The 15,157-nt window shown below is 63.1% G+C and carries 15 protein-coding genes; 8 read left to right on the top strand and 7 right to left on the bottom strand.

Going from position 1 to position 15,157, the window contains the following annotated elements; translation table 11 throughout:
• Positions 1-8: 8 nt before the first annotated feature.
• From arsB to OYT13_RS15070, 6 genes are all read right to left on the bottom strand, one after another.
• The gene (arsB, locus tag OYT13_RS15095) at positions 9-1,073 is read right to left on the bottom strand and encodes an ACR3 family arsenite efflux transporter (RefSeq protein WP_017233410.1); all 1,065 of its coding nucleotides are present in this window, start codon (positions 1,071-1,073) and stop codon (positions 9-11) included.
• Positions 1,070-1,405, bottom strand: a complete 336-nt coding sequence (locus tag OYT13_RS15090) for an ArsR/SmtB family transcription factor (protein WP_268566508.1) — start codon at positions 1,403-1,405, stop codon at positions 1,070-1,072. The genes arsB and OYT13_RS15090 overlap by 4 nt, the downstream gene beginning before the upstream one ends.
• Positions 1,406-1,562: 157 nt before the next feature.
• Entirely contained in the window at positions 1,563-2,396 is an 834-nt protein-coding gene (locus OYT13_RS15085; RefSeq protein WP_442796496.1) for a hypothetical protein, read from the bottom strand.
• A 43-nt stretch (positions 2,397-2,439) separates the two neighbouring features.
• Positions 2,440-3,939, bottom strand: coding sequence for a hypothetical protein (locus tag OYT13_RS15080; protein WP_268566506.1), 1,500 nt, complete (start codon positions 3,937-3,939; stop codon positions 2,440-2,442).
• A 37-nt stretch (positions 3,940-3,976) separates the two neighbouring features.
• Positions 3,977-5,587, bottom strand: a complete 1,611-nt coding sequence (locus tag OYT13_RS15075; protein WP_268566505.1) for an OmpA family protein — start codon at positions 5,585-5,587, stop codon at positions 3,977-3,979.
• A gap of 318 nt (positions 5,588-5,905) precedes the next feature.
• Positions 5,906-6,796: a LysR substrate-binding domain-containing protein gene (locus tag OYT13_RS15070; protein WP_268566504.1), complete on the bottom strand. Its 891-nt coding sequence runs from the start codon at positions 6,794-6,796 to the stop codon at positions 5,906-5,908.
• A gap of 174 nt (positions 6,797-6,970) precedes the next feature.
• On the opposite strand from OYT13_RS15070, the gene OYT13_RS15065 reads away from it, so the two are divergent.
• From OYT13_RS15065 to OYT13_RS15030, 8 genes are read left to right on the top strand one after another with little or no spacing between them, the layout of a single operon-like run.
• Positions 6,971-8,038: an ABC transporter substrate-binding protein gene (locus tag OYT13_RS15065; RefSeq protein WP_017233413.1), complete on the top strand. Its 1,068-nt coding sequence runs from the start codon at positions 6,971-6,973 to the stop codon at positions 8,036-8,038.
• Positions 8,039-8,061: 23 nt separating this feature from the next.
• The gene (locus OYT13_RS15060) at positions 8,062-9,141 is read left to right on the top strand and encodes an ABC transporter ATP-binding protein (protein WP_017233414.1); all 1,080 of its coding nucleotides are present in this window, start codon (positions 8,062-8,064) and stop codon (positions 9,139-9,141) included.
• Positions 9,138-10,076 (top strand): ABC transporter permease, encoded by a 939-nt coding sequence (locus OYT13_RS15055; protein ID WP_026131846.1) that lies wholly within the window; start codon positions 9,138-9,140, stop codon positions 10,074-10,076. The genes OYT13_RS15060 and OYT13_RS15055 overlap by 4 nt, the downstream gene beginning before the upstream one ends.
• A 5-nt stretch (positions 10,077-10,081) precedes the next feature.
• Positions 10,082-10,903, top strand: a complete 822-nt coding sequence (locus OYT13_RS15050; RefSeq protein WP_017233416.1) for an ABC transporter permease — start codon at positions 10,082-10,084, stop codon at positions 10,901-10,903.
• The gene (locus tag OYT13_RS15045) at positions 10,904-12,007 is read left to right on the top strand and encodes an NAD(P)/FAD-dependent oxidoreductase (RefSeq protein ID WP_369751573.1); all 1,104 of its coding nucleotides are present in this window, start codon (positions 10,904-10,906) and stop codon (positions 12,005-12,007) included. It abuts the gene before it with no gap.
• Positions 11,985-12,293, top strand: a complete 309-nt coding sequence (locus OYT13_RS15040; protein ID WP_017233418.1) for a (2Fe-2S)-binding protein — start codon at positions 11,985-11,987, stop codon at positions 12,291-12,293. The genes OYT13_RS15045 and OYT13_RS15040 overlap by 23 nt, the downstream gene beginning before the upstream one ends.
• Positions 12,290-13,723 (top strand): FAD/NAD(P)-dependent oxidoreductase, encoded by a 1,434-nt coding sequence (locus tag OYT13_RS15035; RefSeq protein WP_261938344.1) that lies wholly within the window; start codon positions 12,290-12,292, stop codon positions 13,721-13,723. The genes OYT13_RS15040 and OYT13_RS15035 overlap by 4 nt, the downstream gene beginning before the upstream one ends.
• Before the next feature lie 58 nt (positions 13,724-13,781).
• Positions 13,782-14,138: a RidA family protein gene (locus OYT13_RS15030; protein WP_017233420.1), complete on the top strand. Its 357-nt coding sequence runs from the start codon at positions 13,782-13,784 to the stop codon at positions 14,136-14,138.
• Positions 14,139-14,245: 107 nt separating this feature from the next.
• Here OYT13_RS15030 and panV read toward each other — a convergent pair whose 3' ends face one another.
• Entirely contained in the window at positions 14,246-14,917 is a 672-nt protein-coding gene (panV, locus tag OYT13_RS15025; RefSeq protein ID WP_017233421.1) for a pandorabactin biosynthesis transcriptional regulator PanV, read from the bottom strand.
• Positions 14,918-15,157: the final 240 nt, after the last annotated feature.

Here is a 15,157-nt window from a genome sequence, read left to right as displayed (position 1 = left end):
ACGCTTCCTTATTTCGATTCGTACCAGTGCCGCGAGCGATTGACGACCCCGACCACGAGCAGCATCACGGGCACCTCGATCAGTACGCCGACGACCGTGGCGAGTGCTGCGCCCGACTGAAAGCCGAAGAGGCTGATGGCGGTGGCGACCGCCAGCTCGAAGAAGTTGCTGGCGCCTATCAGTGCTGACGGGCCGGCGACGCAGTGCGCCACACCGAGCTTGCGGTTGAGTAAGTACGCCAGACCTGAGTTGAGCAGCACCTGAATGAGGATCGGGACGGCCAGCAGCAGGATGATCAGTGGTTGCTCGACGATGGCATTGCCCTGGAACCCGAAGAGCAGCACGAGCGTGGCGAGCAGCGCCGTGATGGCGTAGGGTCCCAATGCCCCGACAACACGTTGATACGTCGCTTCTCCTTGGGCCAGCAAGGCGCGTCGGATGGCTTGTGCGATCACGACCGGGGCGACGATGTAAAGCGCGACCGAAGTGATGAGCGTATCCCAGGGGACGGAAATCGACGACAACCCGAGCAGCAGGCCGACGACCGGGGCGAAGGCCACGACCATGATGGTGTCGTTGAGGGCTACTTGAGAGAGCGTGAAGTAGGGATCGCCCTTGCAGAGCTGGGACCAGACAAAGACCATGGCGGTGCAGGGCGCGGCGGCCAGAAGGATCAGGCCGGCAAGGTAGCTGTCGAGTTGGTCGGCGGGCAGCCATGCGGCAAACACATGGCGCACGAAGATCCACCCCAGCAGCGCCATCGAGAATGGCTTGACGAGCCAGTTCACGAACAGCGTGACGCCGATGCCTCGCCAATGGCCGGCGACCTGGCCCATCGCGCTGAAGTCGATCTTGATCAGCATCGGGATGATCATCACCCAGATGAGCAGACCCACGGGCAGGTTGACCTGCGCGACTTCCATACCGCCGATGGCGTGGAAAAGGCCGGGTAGCCATTGACCGAGCAAGATGCCCGCGATGATGCATAGCGCGACCCAGGCGGTCAGATACCGCTCGAAGAAGCTGATGCTCGGGGGTTGCAGCGCGGGCGCGGCTTTGGGTGAGGCACTCATTGGTTGGACTCCGCAACGACGTTGCAGAACGAGGCGGGCGTGCAGGGGACACCGCCGCAGCAGTTCTGCGTGAGGTAGCCGAGCAGCGCGTTCATGGTTTCAAAGTGCGCCATGTAGATGATCGAGCGACCCTCCTGGCGGCTGGCGAGCAGCTTGGCGCGATGCAGTTCCTTGAGGTGGAACGACAGCGACGAGGCGGGCATGTCCAAGAGTTCCGCGATGCGCCCGGCGGGCAGGCCCTCGGGGCCGGCCTGCATCAGAAGGCGGAACACCGTCAGGCGAACGGCGTGGGCGAGTGCGGCAAGCGCTTCGAGCGCGGTATTGGTTTCCATGTTTCGAATGTAGTGGAAATATGGAATTATTGCAAATTGTTGTAGCTATTCAGTGGCGTGCAACATCTTCGTCCACGGTCGAATAGACTCGGGAGACATCGGTGGCGCAAACGGCTGCCGAATGGGGCAGCCGTCGCACACGAACGGGCGTCCGCGATTACTTGATCTGCGTCAGCAGTGCGGGCATGCCGAACGCCACCAGCCTTGCATGGCTTCGATCGAAGAAACCTTCCCAGAAGGTGTGAAGGGCCTCGAGCGCCTGCGGCGTCCGATAGTTGAGGGCCCCTTTGCCGCCGCGGGGCAACTCGGGGACGATGCCTGCGCCCATCACATAGACGTCGGCACCGCCAAAGTCTGCCTGCACATTTGCCTTTTCGACCTTGCGAGCCTCCTCAACGGGGTTAATCTGGCGCATCCGATCCTTGGCATAGAAGCTGGTGATCGAGGAGTTCTCCAGCATGTCGGACACGACCAGCACGGTTTTGCTCGCCCCGGTCGCCTCATCGCGAATCGCATTTGATACGGCGGCCAGACTGCTGAGCACATCGGATTTGGCCAGGGTGTCGGTGCTACCCGCGAGCGCTTCACCAACCGCCTTTGCGGCGAGCTTGGTGCCATAAGCCCACTGTGACGTCAAACAAGCGTCGAGTGCCTTGAGTTTGCCCACGGCCGTGGCGTTGCGCACCGATGCGTCCACCAGCGGCGGTTCGAGGGTACCGCCGCCCAGCGGCTGAAGATATCTCCCCTGCGAAAACGCAGAGAAACTGAAGATCCGAAAGCGCGTGCCGGGAACGACAAGTGGTTGCAGCTGCCGACCCAATGAGTGGGTGAGTGCTGCATCGAGCACGGTCGTCTGGTCGATCACGACGAACAGCTCGCGCTTGACCGAATTCGCCGGTAGCGGGAGTTGGTTGGCCGAGTAGCAACTGGGAATCTCGCCAGACTGCGCGTGCGCTTGGCACGCCAGGGCGAGCAGACTCAAGCTCGCCACGCATCTGATTAGACGCAAAGCAGAAGTTAGCATGTCGGTGTCCTCAAAGCAGGTTGTCGAGTTCGGCACGTTCGGCGGCGGCCTTCTCGCTAGCCTTGGCTTCGCGTTCGGCGCGCTCAGCCGCTTCCTTGGCGGCTTTTCGCTCACCCAATCGAAGCGTCAGCTCGGCGCGCACGTCGTCCGACTGACGCTGGATCAACGCAATCGCTTCGTCGCGACGCGATGCGGCTGCTAACTGGTCGATCTGCAATAGCAGGTCGTCTATCGACGCTTGCGTGGTGATGTCGATGCTGTCTACGACGCCTGCGACGTCTTGCTTGGGCGTATTGCCGCGGCGGCCTTTCTGTTCGAAGGCCACCAGATAGTCGTCAAATGTATGGCGAAGTTTCAGGCCTTCGTTGGCGCTGCGTTCGCTCATCTTCTGCTGGAGTGCTTGGAGCTTCGACTGCGCGACCTGAATCATCGGCGTGAAGAATGCCTGATAGTCGTCGTAGGTCGAGAAGCCGCGCGTGCCCTTGAATGCCGCCTTGCTCTCCCGGCCAGCGAAACCCCAGCGATAGCCCGCAGTGATGCCCACGAGTTGGGTCACCGCGAAGATGAAGGCGAGCATCAGGAACGCCGCCATGCCTTCGTCTTTGTACGCGGCGTGCCCGTCGGCGGCGGCTTTGGCGTCGGCCTTGGCCTGGCCTTCCACGATCTCGGCGGGCAGGCTTTGCCCCAGCTTTTCAAACGGATTGCTGCCCGCGCTCTCGGTCGCCGGCTCCATCAAGGCCGTTTGTGCAGTGCGTTCGGCATCGAGATGTTTGACGCGCATGTAGGTCGAAATAAAGGAGACCACCACGATGATGACGACGGCGGCAGCGACCAGCACATAGCTGCTCTTGGGGCCGACCCGATTCACGCATTGGGTGTATTCCGGCTCGTCGTCATCAATGTGCTGCGGATCGTTGAGCTTGATGGACTTGCTGACGAATTTGCCTTCCTGTCCTGTGGCGCGCCAGTCGTTGTTGGCGCTGCGAACCAGATTGCTCTTGTAGAGCTGATGTCCGGCGCTGTGCATGACGAAAACGAAAATCACGCACAAGACGAAGACGATGGCCCACATGAGCATCTGCCGGGCATTCTCGCTGCCACCCTCGCCAGCCATCCAAGTGCCGAGCATGTAAGAGAAGCCGAGGCCTTCGGCAAGCACCAGGATGAAAAGCAATCCCATCATCCACGCAGGAGTCGGCGTGCGGCCGAGGTCGTGCGCTTTGGACAGATAGGTCAGTCGCTTCTCGAATTCCGCCTCGGGCGTGTAGTGGATGAATTGTTTGTAGGCGTCGCACAGCGTGCGCTCCGACAAGGTCCACGTTTGATCCTTGCTATATCGCGTGGAGTCCTTGGACAGCCGGGCGATCTTGCCGACGACGGGCAAGCCGTACCAGAAGTTCATCAGCATGAAGTCGATCTGGAACTTCCGGCTGAGATAAAGTGCCGTCACGATGACCAGTGAGATGGCGCTGTAGATTGTCGCCAAATTGTTGTTAGCCCATTGAAGCATGTTTTCCCCAGGAGTTGATGTTTGGTCGACTTTCTTCTTATTTGGTGCGAACCATCGTCGGATTGAATGCCGCCGAATAGCCGACACCATCGCGGTCATACCGCAGCCAGGAGCCGGTGGCGCGATCAGGCGTGCGATTGGCGATGACGATGTCGAGACACTGCACGTCTTCCGTGTTGACAAAGACGCGATACAGAATTGCCTTGTCGCCTCGGTACGTGTTGACGTCGGACACTACGCGCAAGTCGGGCTTTGCGTGGCTCGCGCCTGCGGCGTTGCGATAGACGAAGACCGTGGGCTTGCGCGCGGGGGCGCCGCCGTCCCGCAAGACCGCGACACCCGTCAACGCAACGAGGTTGCCGTTGACGGTGTCCGTCCAGCTCGTGTTGTACAGGCCGGGCATGTACTCTGCCGTATCGATGGGCCGGTCGTTGCGCAGCGACTTGACGGCGTTCGACGCACGTGGGCGGTCGCGATCACAGCGGGCAATAGGAGCTGCCGCCATCGCCGGCTGGATGAACGAGAAACCCGACGGCGCGTCGAGCTTGCCCAGCTCGAAACCAGCATGCGTGTCGCTCGTTGGGTTCCCACCGAAATTCCAGTGAGCGCGAGACACTTTTGCAAGCTGTCCCGCACTGACTGAGGCAACTGCGGCGGTGTTGCTGGCCGAGGTTGTCGTCGCCGATGCCGGTGTGGTCGACGCGACCTTCGCTGTGCTTGCTGCGTCGGCGCGATGGGCGAAGAGCTGCCCTGCTTCCGACGCCATTTTGGCCTCTGCTTTCGTCTTAGGAGCGTGTGCGCTGCGCGGCGCGGCCGACGGCGAGCCGGTGCCAGAGCGCGCAGTTGCGGGACTCGTAGACGTCTGCTTTTCGCGGTAGTAGGCAATATTTGGCTGCCTCGCCGCGAGGTAACGTTCGAACGTCGCCTGGTCGATCAGATCGACAATCTCCACGCGGCGGTTGCGAGCGCGGCCGGCTTCGTCGTGATTGTCGGCGATCGGGAGCGTTTCGCCTGCCCCTTGATAAAACAGTTGCGAATCCGGAATGCCGGCAGCCTTGAATACGTCGGCAACCGCTCGGGCGCGCTTCTCCGAGAGATCAGCGTTGACCGCCGAGCTGCCGGTGTCGTCGGTGTGCCCGATGAGCAGGATGCGTTTGGTCTTGAGCGCTTCGACTGCCGCGCGATCTTCCGCTGAGCTTTTGGCCGTCAGGGTGGCCGCCTGCGGGGCGTAGGCGTATTGGCTTGCGATCTCGGCGAAGTAGGCGCGCGCTTCGGGCTGCAACGTGCTGGATCCGCTGGCGAACTGACCGCGCCCCGGGGTTTCCTGATCGACGAGCGAGACCGACAGTCCTGCGTCCTTGCCACCTGTCGCGCCGGCTTGCGCCGAGTTGTCGTGCAATGTGACGACGGTCATCTCGAGATTGTGCGCTTTGGCAACTTTTGCCAATTCGCAGCGTCGACGGTCGATGTCGGCGCCGATCAGGGCGCCCACGCCAGCCCCAAGCCCTGCACCGATTAGGGTGCCGACAGTGCGGCTCTTCGGCGCAACCACGTTGCCGAGAATGGCGCCCGCGATGGTGCCAACCGCCACGCCGATGTTGCGGGCATTGTTCGCACACGGATCGTCACTGGCAAATGTCTCTTTCAAGTACCCGCCCGGGGTGCCGGGCGTGGTAGCGCAGCCGGTGACAAAAACGGTGGAGGCAAGCGCCAGAGCGGTAAGGTGAATCTGAGATGGTATTCTGCAATGCGAAGTAACTACAACGTCTCGGGTGGTGGTCATTGTCTGATCTGTCAATATCGCGCCACTGAATTCGACGGCACCCCTCGTATATTGGGGATGTTTGCGTATTCAGGCCCAACCGTCGTTTACGGCTGAGAAACGAAATTCTTAACAGATAAACGCATCGGCCTACTGAATTTGAGAGGGGATGTCGACCGACAAACCGCACATGCCTGCCACCCCTCAATCGCCGAACGCTTCGATCATGCGCTGTTTCGTGAACTCGACGAAGGCCTCCGCGAGTTGCGAGGGCGGGTGCTGGTTCGACGTGACCAGCGAGAAGCCCGACAAGACCGATGGCTCGAACGGCTTGACGATGACGCGTCCCGCCGCGTACCGGGCCGTCACCTGGTCGATGATCGACACGCCCGCGCCGTGCTGCACAAGCACGCAAATCGCCGCGGACAGTTGCGACTCCGCGCTCATCACCCGATCGATCCGTCGCTCGGCAAAGATCTGGTCGATATACATCCGCCCATCGAACTCCTTCGGGTACGACACGAACGATTCGCCGCGCAAATCCTCAGGATGGATCACGTCGCGATCCGCGAGTCGATGTCCGTGCGGCAGGATGCAACGCATGGGGGCGCGGTGCAGCGTTTCAATGTTCACGCCGGCATGCGTGATCGGGTGCGCGATGAACCCGACATCGCAACGCCGCCCGACCACCATATCGATAACGATGCTCGACGCGTGAATCAGCAACGTCGTGCTGATGCCCGGATGCTCGCGCATGAACTCCGTCATCGTGGTGGGCAGGAACTCCAGCGCGAGCGCGGGAGCGCCAGCGACATGCAGCGAACCGCGCCGCAGCGACTTGATCTGCTCGGCCGTCTGCGCAATGCGATCGATGCCCGCAAACGAACGCTCAACCTCCTCGAACAGCACCATCGCTTCGGGCGTCGGGTTCAGTCGGCCGTTGCTCCGGTCGAATAAGGAAAACCCTATATCCGCCTCGAGATCGTTGATCAGACGTGTGACCGCCGGTTGCGAAACGTGGAGCATGTCCGCCGCCCGAGTGACCGTCTGGCGCAGGATCAGCGCGCGAAATGCCTCCAACTGCCGGATCTTCATGGGAACCTCATCCCCCTCACGCCATAACATTTATGTATGGGCGGGCGAAAAAATGTGATTTGACGGTGCTTGCGTCGAAAATGAACCTACGTAAACCACGCAACTGGTTGTGGGTTTTTTGAAATTGCCGGGCCATAACATCACATAACCCTACTTCACGCAAGGAGCTTATCGATGAAGACTGTCGTTCCCCAAACGCTTCGCAAGCTTGCCCGCGCCGCGGCCATTTCGGTCGGTGTCGCCGGAACGGTATTCGGCGCCAGCGCTGCCTACGCCGACACCACGTTGTACGTCGGCGCTTACGGTGGTTCGTTTGAACAGATGCTCAAGAAGGACGTCATTCCCAGTTTCGAGCAGGCGAACCCCGGCACGAAGGTGGTGATCGTGCCCGGCGATTCGACGACCAACCTCGCGAAGTTGCAGGCGCAAAAAGGCAAGGCCGGCATGGATGTCGTCTTCCTCGATGACGGCCCCATGTACCAGGCCCTCCAGATGGGCTTTTGCGGCAAGCTCGCCGACGCGCCCGTCTATCACGATCTGTACGACATCGCGAAGTTCAAGGGCGGCAACGCCGTGGCGGCCGGCCTGATCGCCACAGGCATCGCCTACAACACGCGCGTGTTCCAGGCGAAGGGCTGGCCTGCGCCGACGTCGTGGCAGGACCTGTCGGATCCGAAGTACAAGGGCAGGCTCGTGATGCCGAGCATCAAGAACACGTATGGCCTGCACGGGCTGCTGGTCGAATCGAAGATCAACGGCGGCAGCGACAGCAACATCGAACCGGGCTTCCGCGCGATGGAGAAGATCGCGCCGAACGTGCTGTCGTTCGATCCGTCGCCGGGCAAGATCGCCGAGCTGTTCCAATCGGATGAGGTCGCCATCGCCGTGTGGGGCAACGGCCGCGTTCAGGCGTTGCGCCAACAGGGCATTCCGGCCGAGTTCGTGTATCCGAAGGAAGGGGCGGTGGCGCTTGCCATGGGCATGTGCGTGGTAGACAAATCCGCCAACGAAGCGCTGGCGCAGAAGTTCGTGCAAATGATTCTCTCGCCGCAGGCCCAGGCCATTCTTGCCGAAAGTGCAGGCGTTGCGCCGTCGAACAAGAAGACGCAACTCTCGATGGCGGTGGCTGCACGTGTGCCGTCGCCCGCACAGATCGACAAGCTCATCCGTGTCGACTGGGATGTCGTCAACGCGAAGCGTGCTGAGTGGACGCAGCGCTGGAACCGTCAGATCGAGCGTTAAGTCGCACGGAGACCCTAAGCGTCATGAGCACTCCATATTTGCGTCTCGAGCAACTCGGCAAGCGCTTCGGTGAGACCGTCGCGGTCGAGGGCGTCGATCTTTCGATTGAACAGGGCGAATTCATTTCCCTGTTGGGCCCGTCCGGCTGCGGCAAGACCACCACGTTGCAGATGATCGCCGGATTCGTCGCCCCCAGCAGCGGTCGTATTCTGCTGGAGGGCCGCGACCTCACGCCGGTACCGCCGGAAAAGCGCGGACTCGGGATCGTGTTCCAGAGCTACGCGCTGTTCCCCCACATGACCGTGGCGCAGAACGTTGCGTTCGGTCTGGACATGCGCCGCGTGGACCCCGGGCAGAAGCAGCGCCGCGTGCAGGACGCGCTGGAGCTGGTGCATCTCGGCCAGCACGCGCAGCGTTATCCGCGCGAACTCTCAGGCGGCCAGCGTCAGCGTGTGGCGTTGGCCCGGGCGCTGGTGATCGCACCGCCCGTGCTGTTGCTCGACGAACCGCTCTCGAATCTCGACGCCAAGCTGCGTGAGCAGATGCAGGACGAGTTGCGCGCGATTCAACGCAAGGTCGGCACGACGACCGTCATGGTGACGCACGATCAGGCCGAGGCGCTTGCGATCAGCGATCGCGTGGTGTTGCTCAACGCTGGGCATGTGGTGCGCATCGATACGCCACATGAGGTCTATGAAGACCCGCGCGCCACGTTCGCCGCGCATTTCATCGGGCAGACCAATCTCATCTCCGGTCAACTCGATGTGCGCGGCGGCGTGGCGGTGCTCGACGCACAAGGGCACCGGCTCGCCGTGTCGCCCGCGCATGCGGGGCAGGCATCGGCGGCGCAGGGCAATGGCCCGGCGACATTCAGTCTGCGGCCCGAACGCATTCGCCTGACGTCGGCGACGGCGGGGCGGCTCGCGGGCCGAGTGGGCCAGCGCAGCTTCCACGGCAACCATTGGGTGCTTACCGTATCGACGGCCCTGGGCGAGCTGCGTGTGCTCGTGTCCAACGATGGCGTGGTGGCAGCCAACGACGGCGAAGCGGTGGGGCTGGACTGGGCCGACGATGCCTTGCGTCTCGTGCGGGAGGGGGCATGAGTGCTGCGACGTCCACGCCACCGGAGGCATCGGCCATGCCGGAAATGAAAGCGACGGCGGCAATTTCGCCGGAGATCGCCAGCCAGCGCCGCTCGGCCTGGGCGCTCGTCATGCCGGCGACGCTGTACTTCCTCGTGCTGCTCGCGGTACCGCTCGTCCTGACGTTCGTGTTGAGCCTGCATGGCTTCGACGCGAACCTGGGCGGCGTGCTGCCGACGATCTCGCTGCAGCACTATGCCGACATTCTCACGGACAGTTATTTCTACGAGATCTTCCTGCGCACCTTGCTGCTCTCGGTCGGCGTGACCGTGCTCTGCGTGCTGGTCGGCGTGCCCGAAGCTTACTTCCTGTTCCGCATGCGCGATCCGTGGCGCTCGCTCTGCCTGGTGCTCGTGCTCGGGCCGCTGCTCATCTCGGTCGTTGTGCGAACGCTGGGTTGGTCGATCCTGCTGGGCCGCGAGGGGCTGGTGAACACGGTGCTCTTGAAGCTCGGGCTGATTGGACATCCCTTGCAGCTGCTCTTCACGATGGGCGCGGTGACGGTGGCGCTGGTGCATGTGCTGGTGCCGCTCATGGTGCTCTCGGTGTGGACCTCGCTCACCCGGCTCGATCCGGCCGTCGCGCATGCGGCGCGCTCGCTCGGGGCAGGGCGTGCGACGGTGATGTGGCGGGTGGTGTTGCCACAGATCACGCCGGGCATTCTCTCCGGCAGTCTGATCGTCTTCGCGTTGACGGCGAGCGCCTTCGCAACGCCGGCGCTGATTGGTGGCCGTCGCCTCAAAGTGGTCGCGACCACGGCTTACGACGAGTTCCTCGGTTCGCTGAACTGGCCGCTGGGGGCCGCGATTGCCATCGTCCTGCTGATCGTGAACGTAGCCATCATCACCGGATACAACCGCGCCATCGAGCGGCGCATTACGCGCCGTCTGGGCTGAGGGGAATGCAGATGAATCAACAAGACTCTCGGTACGACCGCAATGGCGTGGGGGCGATCGCGTTTCACGTCGTGTTTCTCGTCTTCATCCTCGCGCCGCTGGTCGTGGTGTGTCTGGTCGCCTTCACGCCGGACGACTTCCTGTCCATTCCGACGCGGCACTTTTCGTTGCGCTGGTTCGCGTCGCTCATGAACGATGAAGACTTTCTATCGGCGCTGCGCACGAGTCTGTGGCTGGGGGTGACGTCGGCCACCGTGTCGACGGTGTTGGCAGTGCCGGCGGCGATGGGGCTGGCGCGCTACCGCTTTCCGGGGCGCGCCGCGATCAACTCGTTCCTGCTCTCGCCGCTGATGATTCCGCCGGTGGTGCTCGGCATTGCGTTCCTGCGGCTGTTCACGTTGATGAACATGGGCGGCTCGTTCGTGAGCCTCGTCGCTTGCCACGCGCTGCTGATCTTCCCGTATGCGCTGCGCCTGATCATGGCGGCGCTCGTGGGGCAGGCCGACGAAAGCGAACGTGCGGCGCGCTCGCTCGGCGCCGGACGCTGGACGACGTTCCGCCGCATCACGCTACCGGCGATCCTGCCGGGGCTGGCGGGCGGATGGGTGCTCGCTTTCATCAACAGTTTCGACGAACTGACGGCCACGATCTTCGTGACGGCGCCCACCACGATCACCTTGCCGGTGCGCATCTACATGAACATGAGCGAGACAGTGGACCCGAGTGTGGCCGCCATCTCCACGCTGCTCATCGGGCTGACGTTGGCGGTGATGCTGATCCTCGATCGCGTCTACGGGCTGAACAAGGTTCTGATCGGAAATCACTAAATCATGCAAAAAACCTACGATATCGCCGTCATCGGCGGCGGCCTGGTCGGCATGGCGATTGCCTACGGGCTTGCCAAGCGCGGGCAACGCGTCGTCGTGTGCGATGGCGAAGACAACTCGCTGCGAGCCGCACGCGGCAACTTCGGACTGGTCTGGGTGCAGGGCAAAGGCGGTACGTGCACGGACTACGCCCGCTGGTCGCTGCACTCCGCCAACCTGTGGCAGAACCTGGCTGACGAGCTCTTCGCACGCACCGGCGTTTCCATCGGCTTTCAACGTCCCGGCGGGTTCAACATCGCCCAGACGCCGGAGGAGCTGGCGAGCAAGGTCGAGAACATGCGCAAGCTGCAGGAGGCCGAACCGACCCTCCGGTACGAAGTGCTCGATCACAAGGCGCTTGCCGAGCGTCTGCCGGCCATCGGCCCCGACGTGGTGGGTGCCATCTATTCTCCGAACGACGGTCACGTCAGCCCGCTTTATACGCTGCGCGCACTATTCGCCGCGTTCGAGCAGGCGGGCGGCGAGTATGCACCGAACCTGCGTGTGACCGATATTCGTCAGACGGGCAGCGCGTTTCGCGTGAGCATGGGCGACGTGTCGCTGGAAGCCGGCCGCGTCGTGCTTGCGGCCGGTCTGGGCAATCGCGATCTCGCGCCGATGGTGGGTCTACGCGCGCCAGTCAAACCGTTGCGCGGCCAGATCATTGTGACCGAGCGCGTCAAGCCGTTTCTCGACTATCCGACCATCTACGTGCGTCAGACCGTCGAGGGCTCGGTCATGCTCGGCGACTCGGCCGAAGACGTCGGCTTCAACGACGGTGTGACGCCCGACGTGCTCGCCGATATCGCCCGGCGCGGTATTGCACCGTTCCCGCTGCTCAAGAACGTGCGCGTGGTGCGCGCGTGGGGGGCGTTGCGGGTGATGACGGACGACGGTCTGCCGATCTACGAGGCCTCCGAGGCCTGTCCGGGCGCGTTCCTCGCGACCTGTCACAGCGGCGTGACGCTTGCCGCTGCGCATTGTGAAACCCTCGCGCCGTGGATTCTCGGCGCGCCGCGTCCTGCGCTACTGGATCATTTCTATGCCAAACGTTTCGCTGCTTAAGTCGCTGGCGCGCAAGGATGGCGCGACGGTGAAAGTATTTATCGAGGGCACGCCGGCCGACGTGCCGAGCGACATGAATGTGGCGGCCGCGCTGCTCTTCGTGGGCGTGACAGCGTGTCGGACCACACCGGTCACCGGCAGCGATCGCGCGCCGTTCTGCATGATGGGCGTGTGCTTCGATTGTCTCGTCGAGATCGACGGCGTGCCCAACCGGCAGGGGTGCATGACACCGGTGCGCGAAGGCATGCAGGTGCGTCGAATGAACGGTGCGAGGAGTGTGGCATGAGCACGAAAGTCGTGGATTTGTTGGTCGTCGGGGCTGGGCCTGCGGGATTGGCGGCGGCGCTCGAAGCGAAGCGTCATGGGCTCGAGCCGCTCGTCGTCGATGAGAACGGGTTGCCCGGCGGACAGATTTATCGCAGCGTGAGCCGCTCGCCGCTGGCCGACCCGGGCGTGCTCGGGCCGGACTATCTTCGTGGGCGTGGGCTCGTCGATGCCTTTACGTCGGCCGGCATCGCCTATTGGCCGCAGACGCTCGCGTGGCAGATCGGCGCCGACAGACGCGTGTCGGTCACGCGCCAGGGCGCGGGCGGCGGAACGCTGCAGATCGAGGCCGGCGCCATCGTGCTCGCTGGCGGCGCGCAAGAACGACCGTTCCCGATTCCCGGCTGGACGTTGCCCGGCGTAATGGGCGTGGGGGCGGCGCAAACGTTGCTCAAGGCGTCGGCGCTGGTGCCCGACTCCCCGGCGGTGCTCGCCGGCTGCGGCCCATTGCTCTATCTGTTTGCCTGGCAGCTCATCAATGCCGGCGTGCCGGTACGCGCCATTCTCGACACGGCCGAGGCAAGCGGGCGCCGCGAGGCGTTGCGTCACGCGGGCGGGGCGTTGCGCGCGCCGTCGTATCTGATGAAGGGCTTCAAGCTGCTGCGGGCCATTCGTGCGGCGGGCGTGCGGCACGTCAAACATGTCGAAGCGCTGCGCGTGCTGGGAACCACGCACGCCGAGGGCATCGAGTATGTCGTGGGCGGGCGTACCGAGCGCATCGACACGTCGCTGGTGTTGCTGCATCAAGGGGTGATTCCGAACACGCAGGTCACGCGCTCGATCGGGTGCGAGCATGCGTGGGACGACGCGCAACTGTGTTGGCATCCGAAGACGGACGCCTGGGGCGAGACGAGCCTGCCGGGCATTTTCGTCGCGGGGGATGGTGCGGGTATCGCCGGTGCGCTTGCCGCCGAACCGTCCGGACGACTCGCTGCCGTGCAGGCCGCGGTGAAGCTCGGCAAGCTCGACGCTGCGAAGCGCGACTCGCGCGCGCTGTCGCTGCGCCGTGAGCTGGCGGCACATACGGCGATCCGCCCGTTCCTCGATGCGCTGTACCGGCCGGCCGAGGCGTTTCGCATACCGGCCGACGACAGCACCCTCGTGTGCCGCTGCGAGGAGGTGACGGCGGGCGACGTGCGGCGCATGGCGGGCTTGGGTTGTGTCGGTCCGAATCAGACGAAAAGTTTTTCGCGTTGCGGCATGGGGCCATGTCAAGGCCGGTTCTGCGGCTTGACCGTGGCCGAACTGCTGGCGCAATCCCAGGGCTGTGCGGTGCCGGAGGTCGGGTACTATCGCATCCGTCCTCCGATCAAGCCGGTGACGTTGGGCGAGTTGGCCACCGCGGTCGGCGGCGCCGACGCCCTGAGCGAACGTGCAGACTTTCCCAAGTAGGTGAGGGGACTCGCGCCTCCCACCCGCTACTTTTTTGATTCTCTTGGAGATGTGGTTAATGAGCGATATTCAACGCCATCACACGAACGCACGGATGAGCCGTGTCGTGGTGCATAACGGGACGGTCTACATCGGCGGCCAGACGGCAGACGATCGCAGTCAGGACATCACTGGGCAGACGCAACAAGTGCTCGCAAAGATCGATGGCTATCTGAAGGACGCCGGCATCGACAAGTCGCGTCTGCTCTCGGCGCAGGTCTGGGTGAAGGACATCGAGGCCGACTTCGCCGGCATGAACGCCGTGTGGGATGCGTGGACGAGCCCGGGTAATACCCCGACGCGTGCTACGGTAGAGGCGCGTCTGGCAGCCCCCGATCTGCTCGTCGAGATTGCCGTGATCGCCGCTGCCAAGTAATCGGAGCAATCTTAAGGTGTAAGAATGGAGGGTCCGCGAATGTGAGCGGGCTTCTTCTTCTTCGTCAGTGTGCGATGCGCGGCGCCGTGATGCCATGTCGGCGCCGCTTACATCCCGAATTCGCGTAGCCCTTCGAGGTCGAGGATCGTCAACACGCCGTAGTCGACCTTGACGAGCTTGGCCTGCTCCAGCACCTTGAGCGCCAGGTTGACGCGCTGCCGTGAAACGCCGGCGAGATAGCTCAGCTCTTCCTGTGAAATCTGTACGGTGGTGTCGTCGGACGGATAGAGCGTCGGGTTGAACATCGACGACAGGGAGCGCGCAACGCGCGCGTCGGTGTCGAGTAATCGTTCGTGCTCGACCGCCGCGATGAACTGACCCAGCCGCTCATTGAGCTGAAGCGTGAGAAAGCGATTGAAGGGAATGCTCGTGTCGAGCAACCAGTCGAACGTGGCAATCGGCATATGGGCAAGGACGGAATCGCGCAGTGCCATCACATCGTATTTACGGTTCTCGCGCTTGAGCACCGACCCTTCCCCGAACCATGCCCCCGCAGGCACGCCCGTGAACGTGACGGACTTCCCGCTGGCCGATGCCGTCGCGATCTTCACCAGTCCGTCGATGACGCCAAACCAGGCGTGCGACGGGTCTCCCTTGCGGCACACATAGCCACCGCTCTCGACCGGCCGCACCTGAATCTCGGCCACGACACGTTCGCGTTGCGCGGGCGTTAGTCCTTGCGCCCATACGCTGCGTTGCAACAGGGTTTCGAGCGACATATAGGGACTTTCCCTTGATTGTCATCCGGGTGACAAATCCGTCGTGATCCATGAGGTATCGTCGCCTTGCCTGAGAGCGGCGCGACAAGTCTTCACGGCGATTCGTGCACGACGCCGAAGTGCAAGTATAGAAGCTGCCTGTCGCCAGGGATAGTCGTCGCCGCTCCATGGTGCCGACGATCACAAGCCATCGTGAATGACGAAGTGCCACTAAAAATGACGTCCGTCAGAGACGTTGCT

The sequence above is a fragment of the Pandoraea sp. XJJ-1 genome, from assembly GCF_026802345.1.
Lineage (GTDB): Bacteria > Pseudomonadota > Gammaproteobacteria > Burkholderiales > Burkholderiaceae > Pandoraea > Pandoraea cepalis.
Note: the sequence above shows the minus strand (reverse complement) of the source record. Positions and strands in the feature narration are given on the sequence as shown.

Bases quoted from the DNA above. Each gene is read 5' to 3' on its own strand.
- arsB (WP_017233410.1), bottom strand. From the start codon at position 1,073: ATGAGTGCCTCACCCAAAGCCGCGCCCGCGCTGCAACCCCCGAGCATC.
- OYT13_RS15090 (WP_268566508.1), bottom strand. From the start codon at position 1,405: ATGGAAACCAATACCGCGCTCGAAGCGCTTGCCGCACTCGCCCACGCC.
- OYT13_RS15080 (WP_268566506.1), bottom strand. From the start codon at position 3,939: ATGCTTCAATGGGCTAACAACAATTTGGCGACAATCTACAGCGCCATC.
- OYT13_RS15070 (WP_268566504.1), bottom strand. From the start codon at position 6,796: ATGAAGATCCGGCAGTTGGAGGCATTTCGCGCGCTGATCCTGCGCCAG.
- OYT13_RS15065 (WP_017233413.1), top strand. From the start codon at position 6,971: ATGAAGACTGTCGTTCCCCAAACGCTTCGCAAGCTTGCCCGCGCCGCG.
- OYT13_RS15060 (WP_017233414.1), top strand. From the start codon at position 8,062: ATGAGCACTCCATATTTGCGTCTCGAGCAACTCGGCAAGCGCTTCGGT.
- OYT13_RS15055 (WP_026131846.1), top strand. From the start codon at position 9,138: ATGAGTGCTGCGACGTCCACGCCACCGGAGGCATCGGCCATGCCGGAA.
- OYT13_RS15050 (WP_017233416.1), top strand. From the start codon at position 10,082: ATGCAGATGAATCAACAAGACTCTCGGTACGACCGCAATGGCGTGGGG.
- OYT13_RS15040 (WP_017233418.1), top strand. From the start codon at position 11,985: ATGCCAAACGTTTCGCTGCTTAAGTCGCTGGCGCGCAAGGATGGCGCG.
- OYT13_RS15035 (WP_261938344.1), top strand. From the start codon at position 12,290: ATGAGCACGAAAGTCGTGGATTTGTTGGTCGTCGGGGCTGGGCCTGCG.
- OYT13_RS15030 (WP_017233420.1), top strand. From the start codon at position 13,782: ATGAGCGATATTCAACGCCATCACACGAACGCACGGATGAGCCGTGTC.
- panV (WP_017233421.1), bottom strand. From the start codon at position 14,917: ATGTCGCTCGAAACCCTGTTGCAACGCAGCGTATGGGCGCAAGGACTA.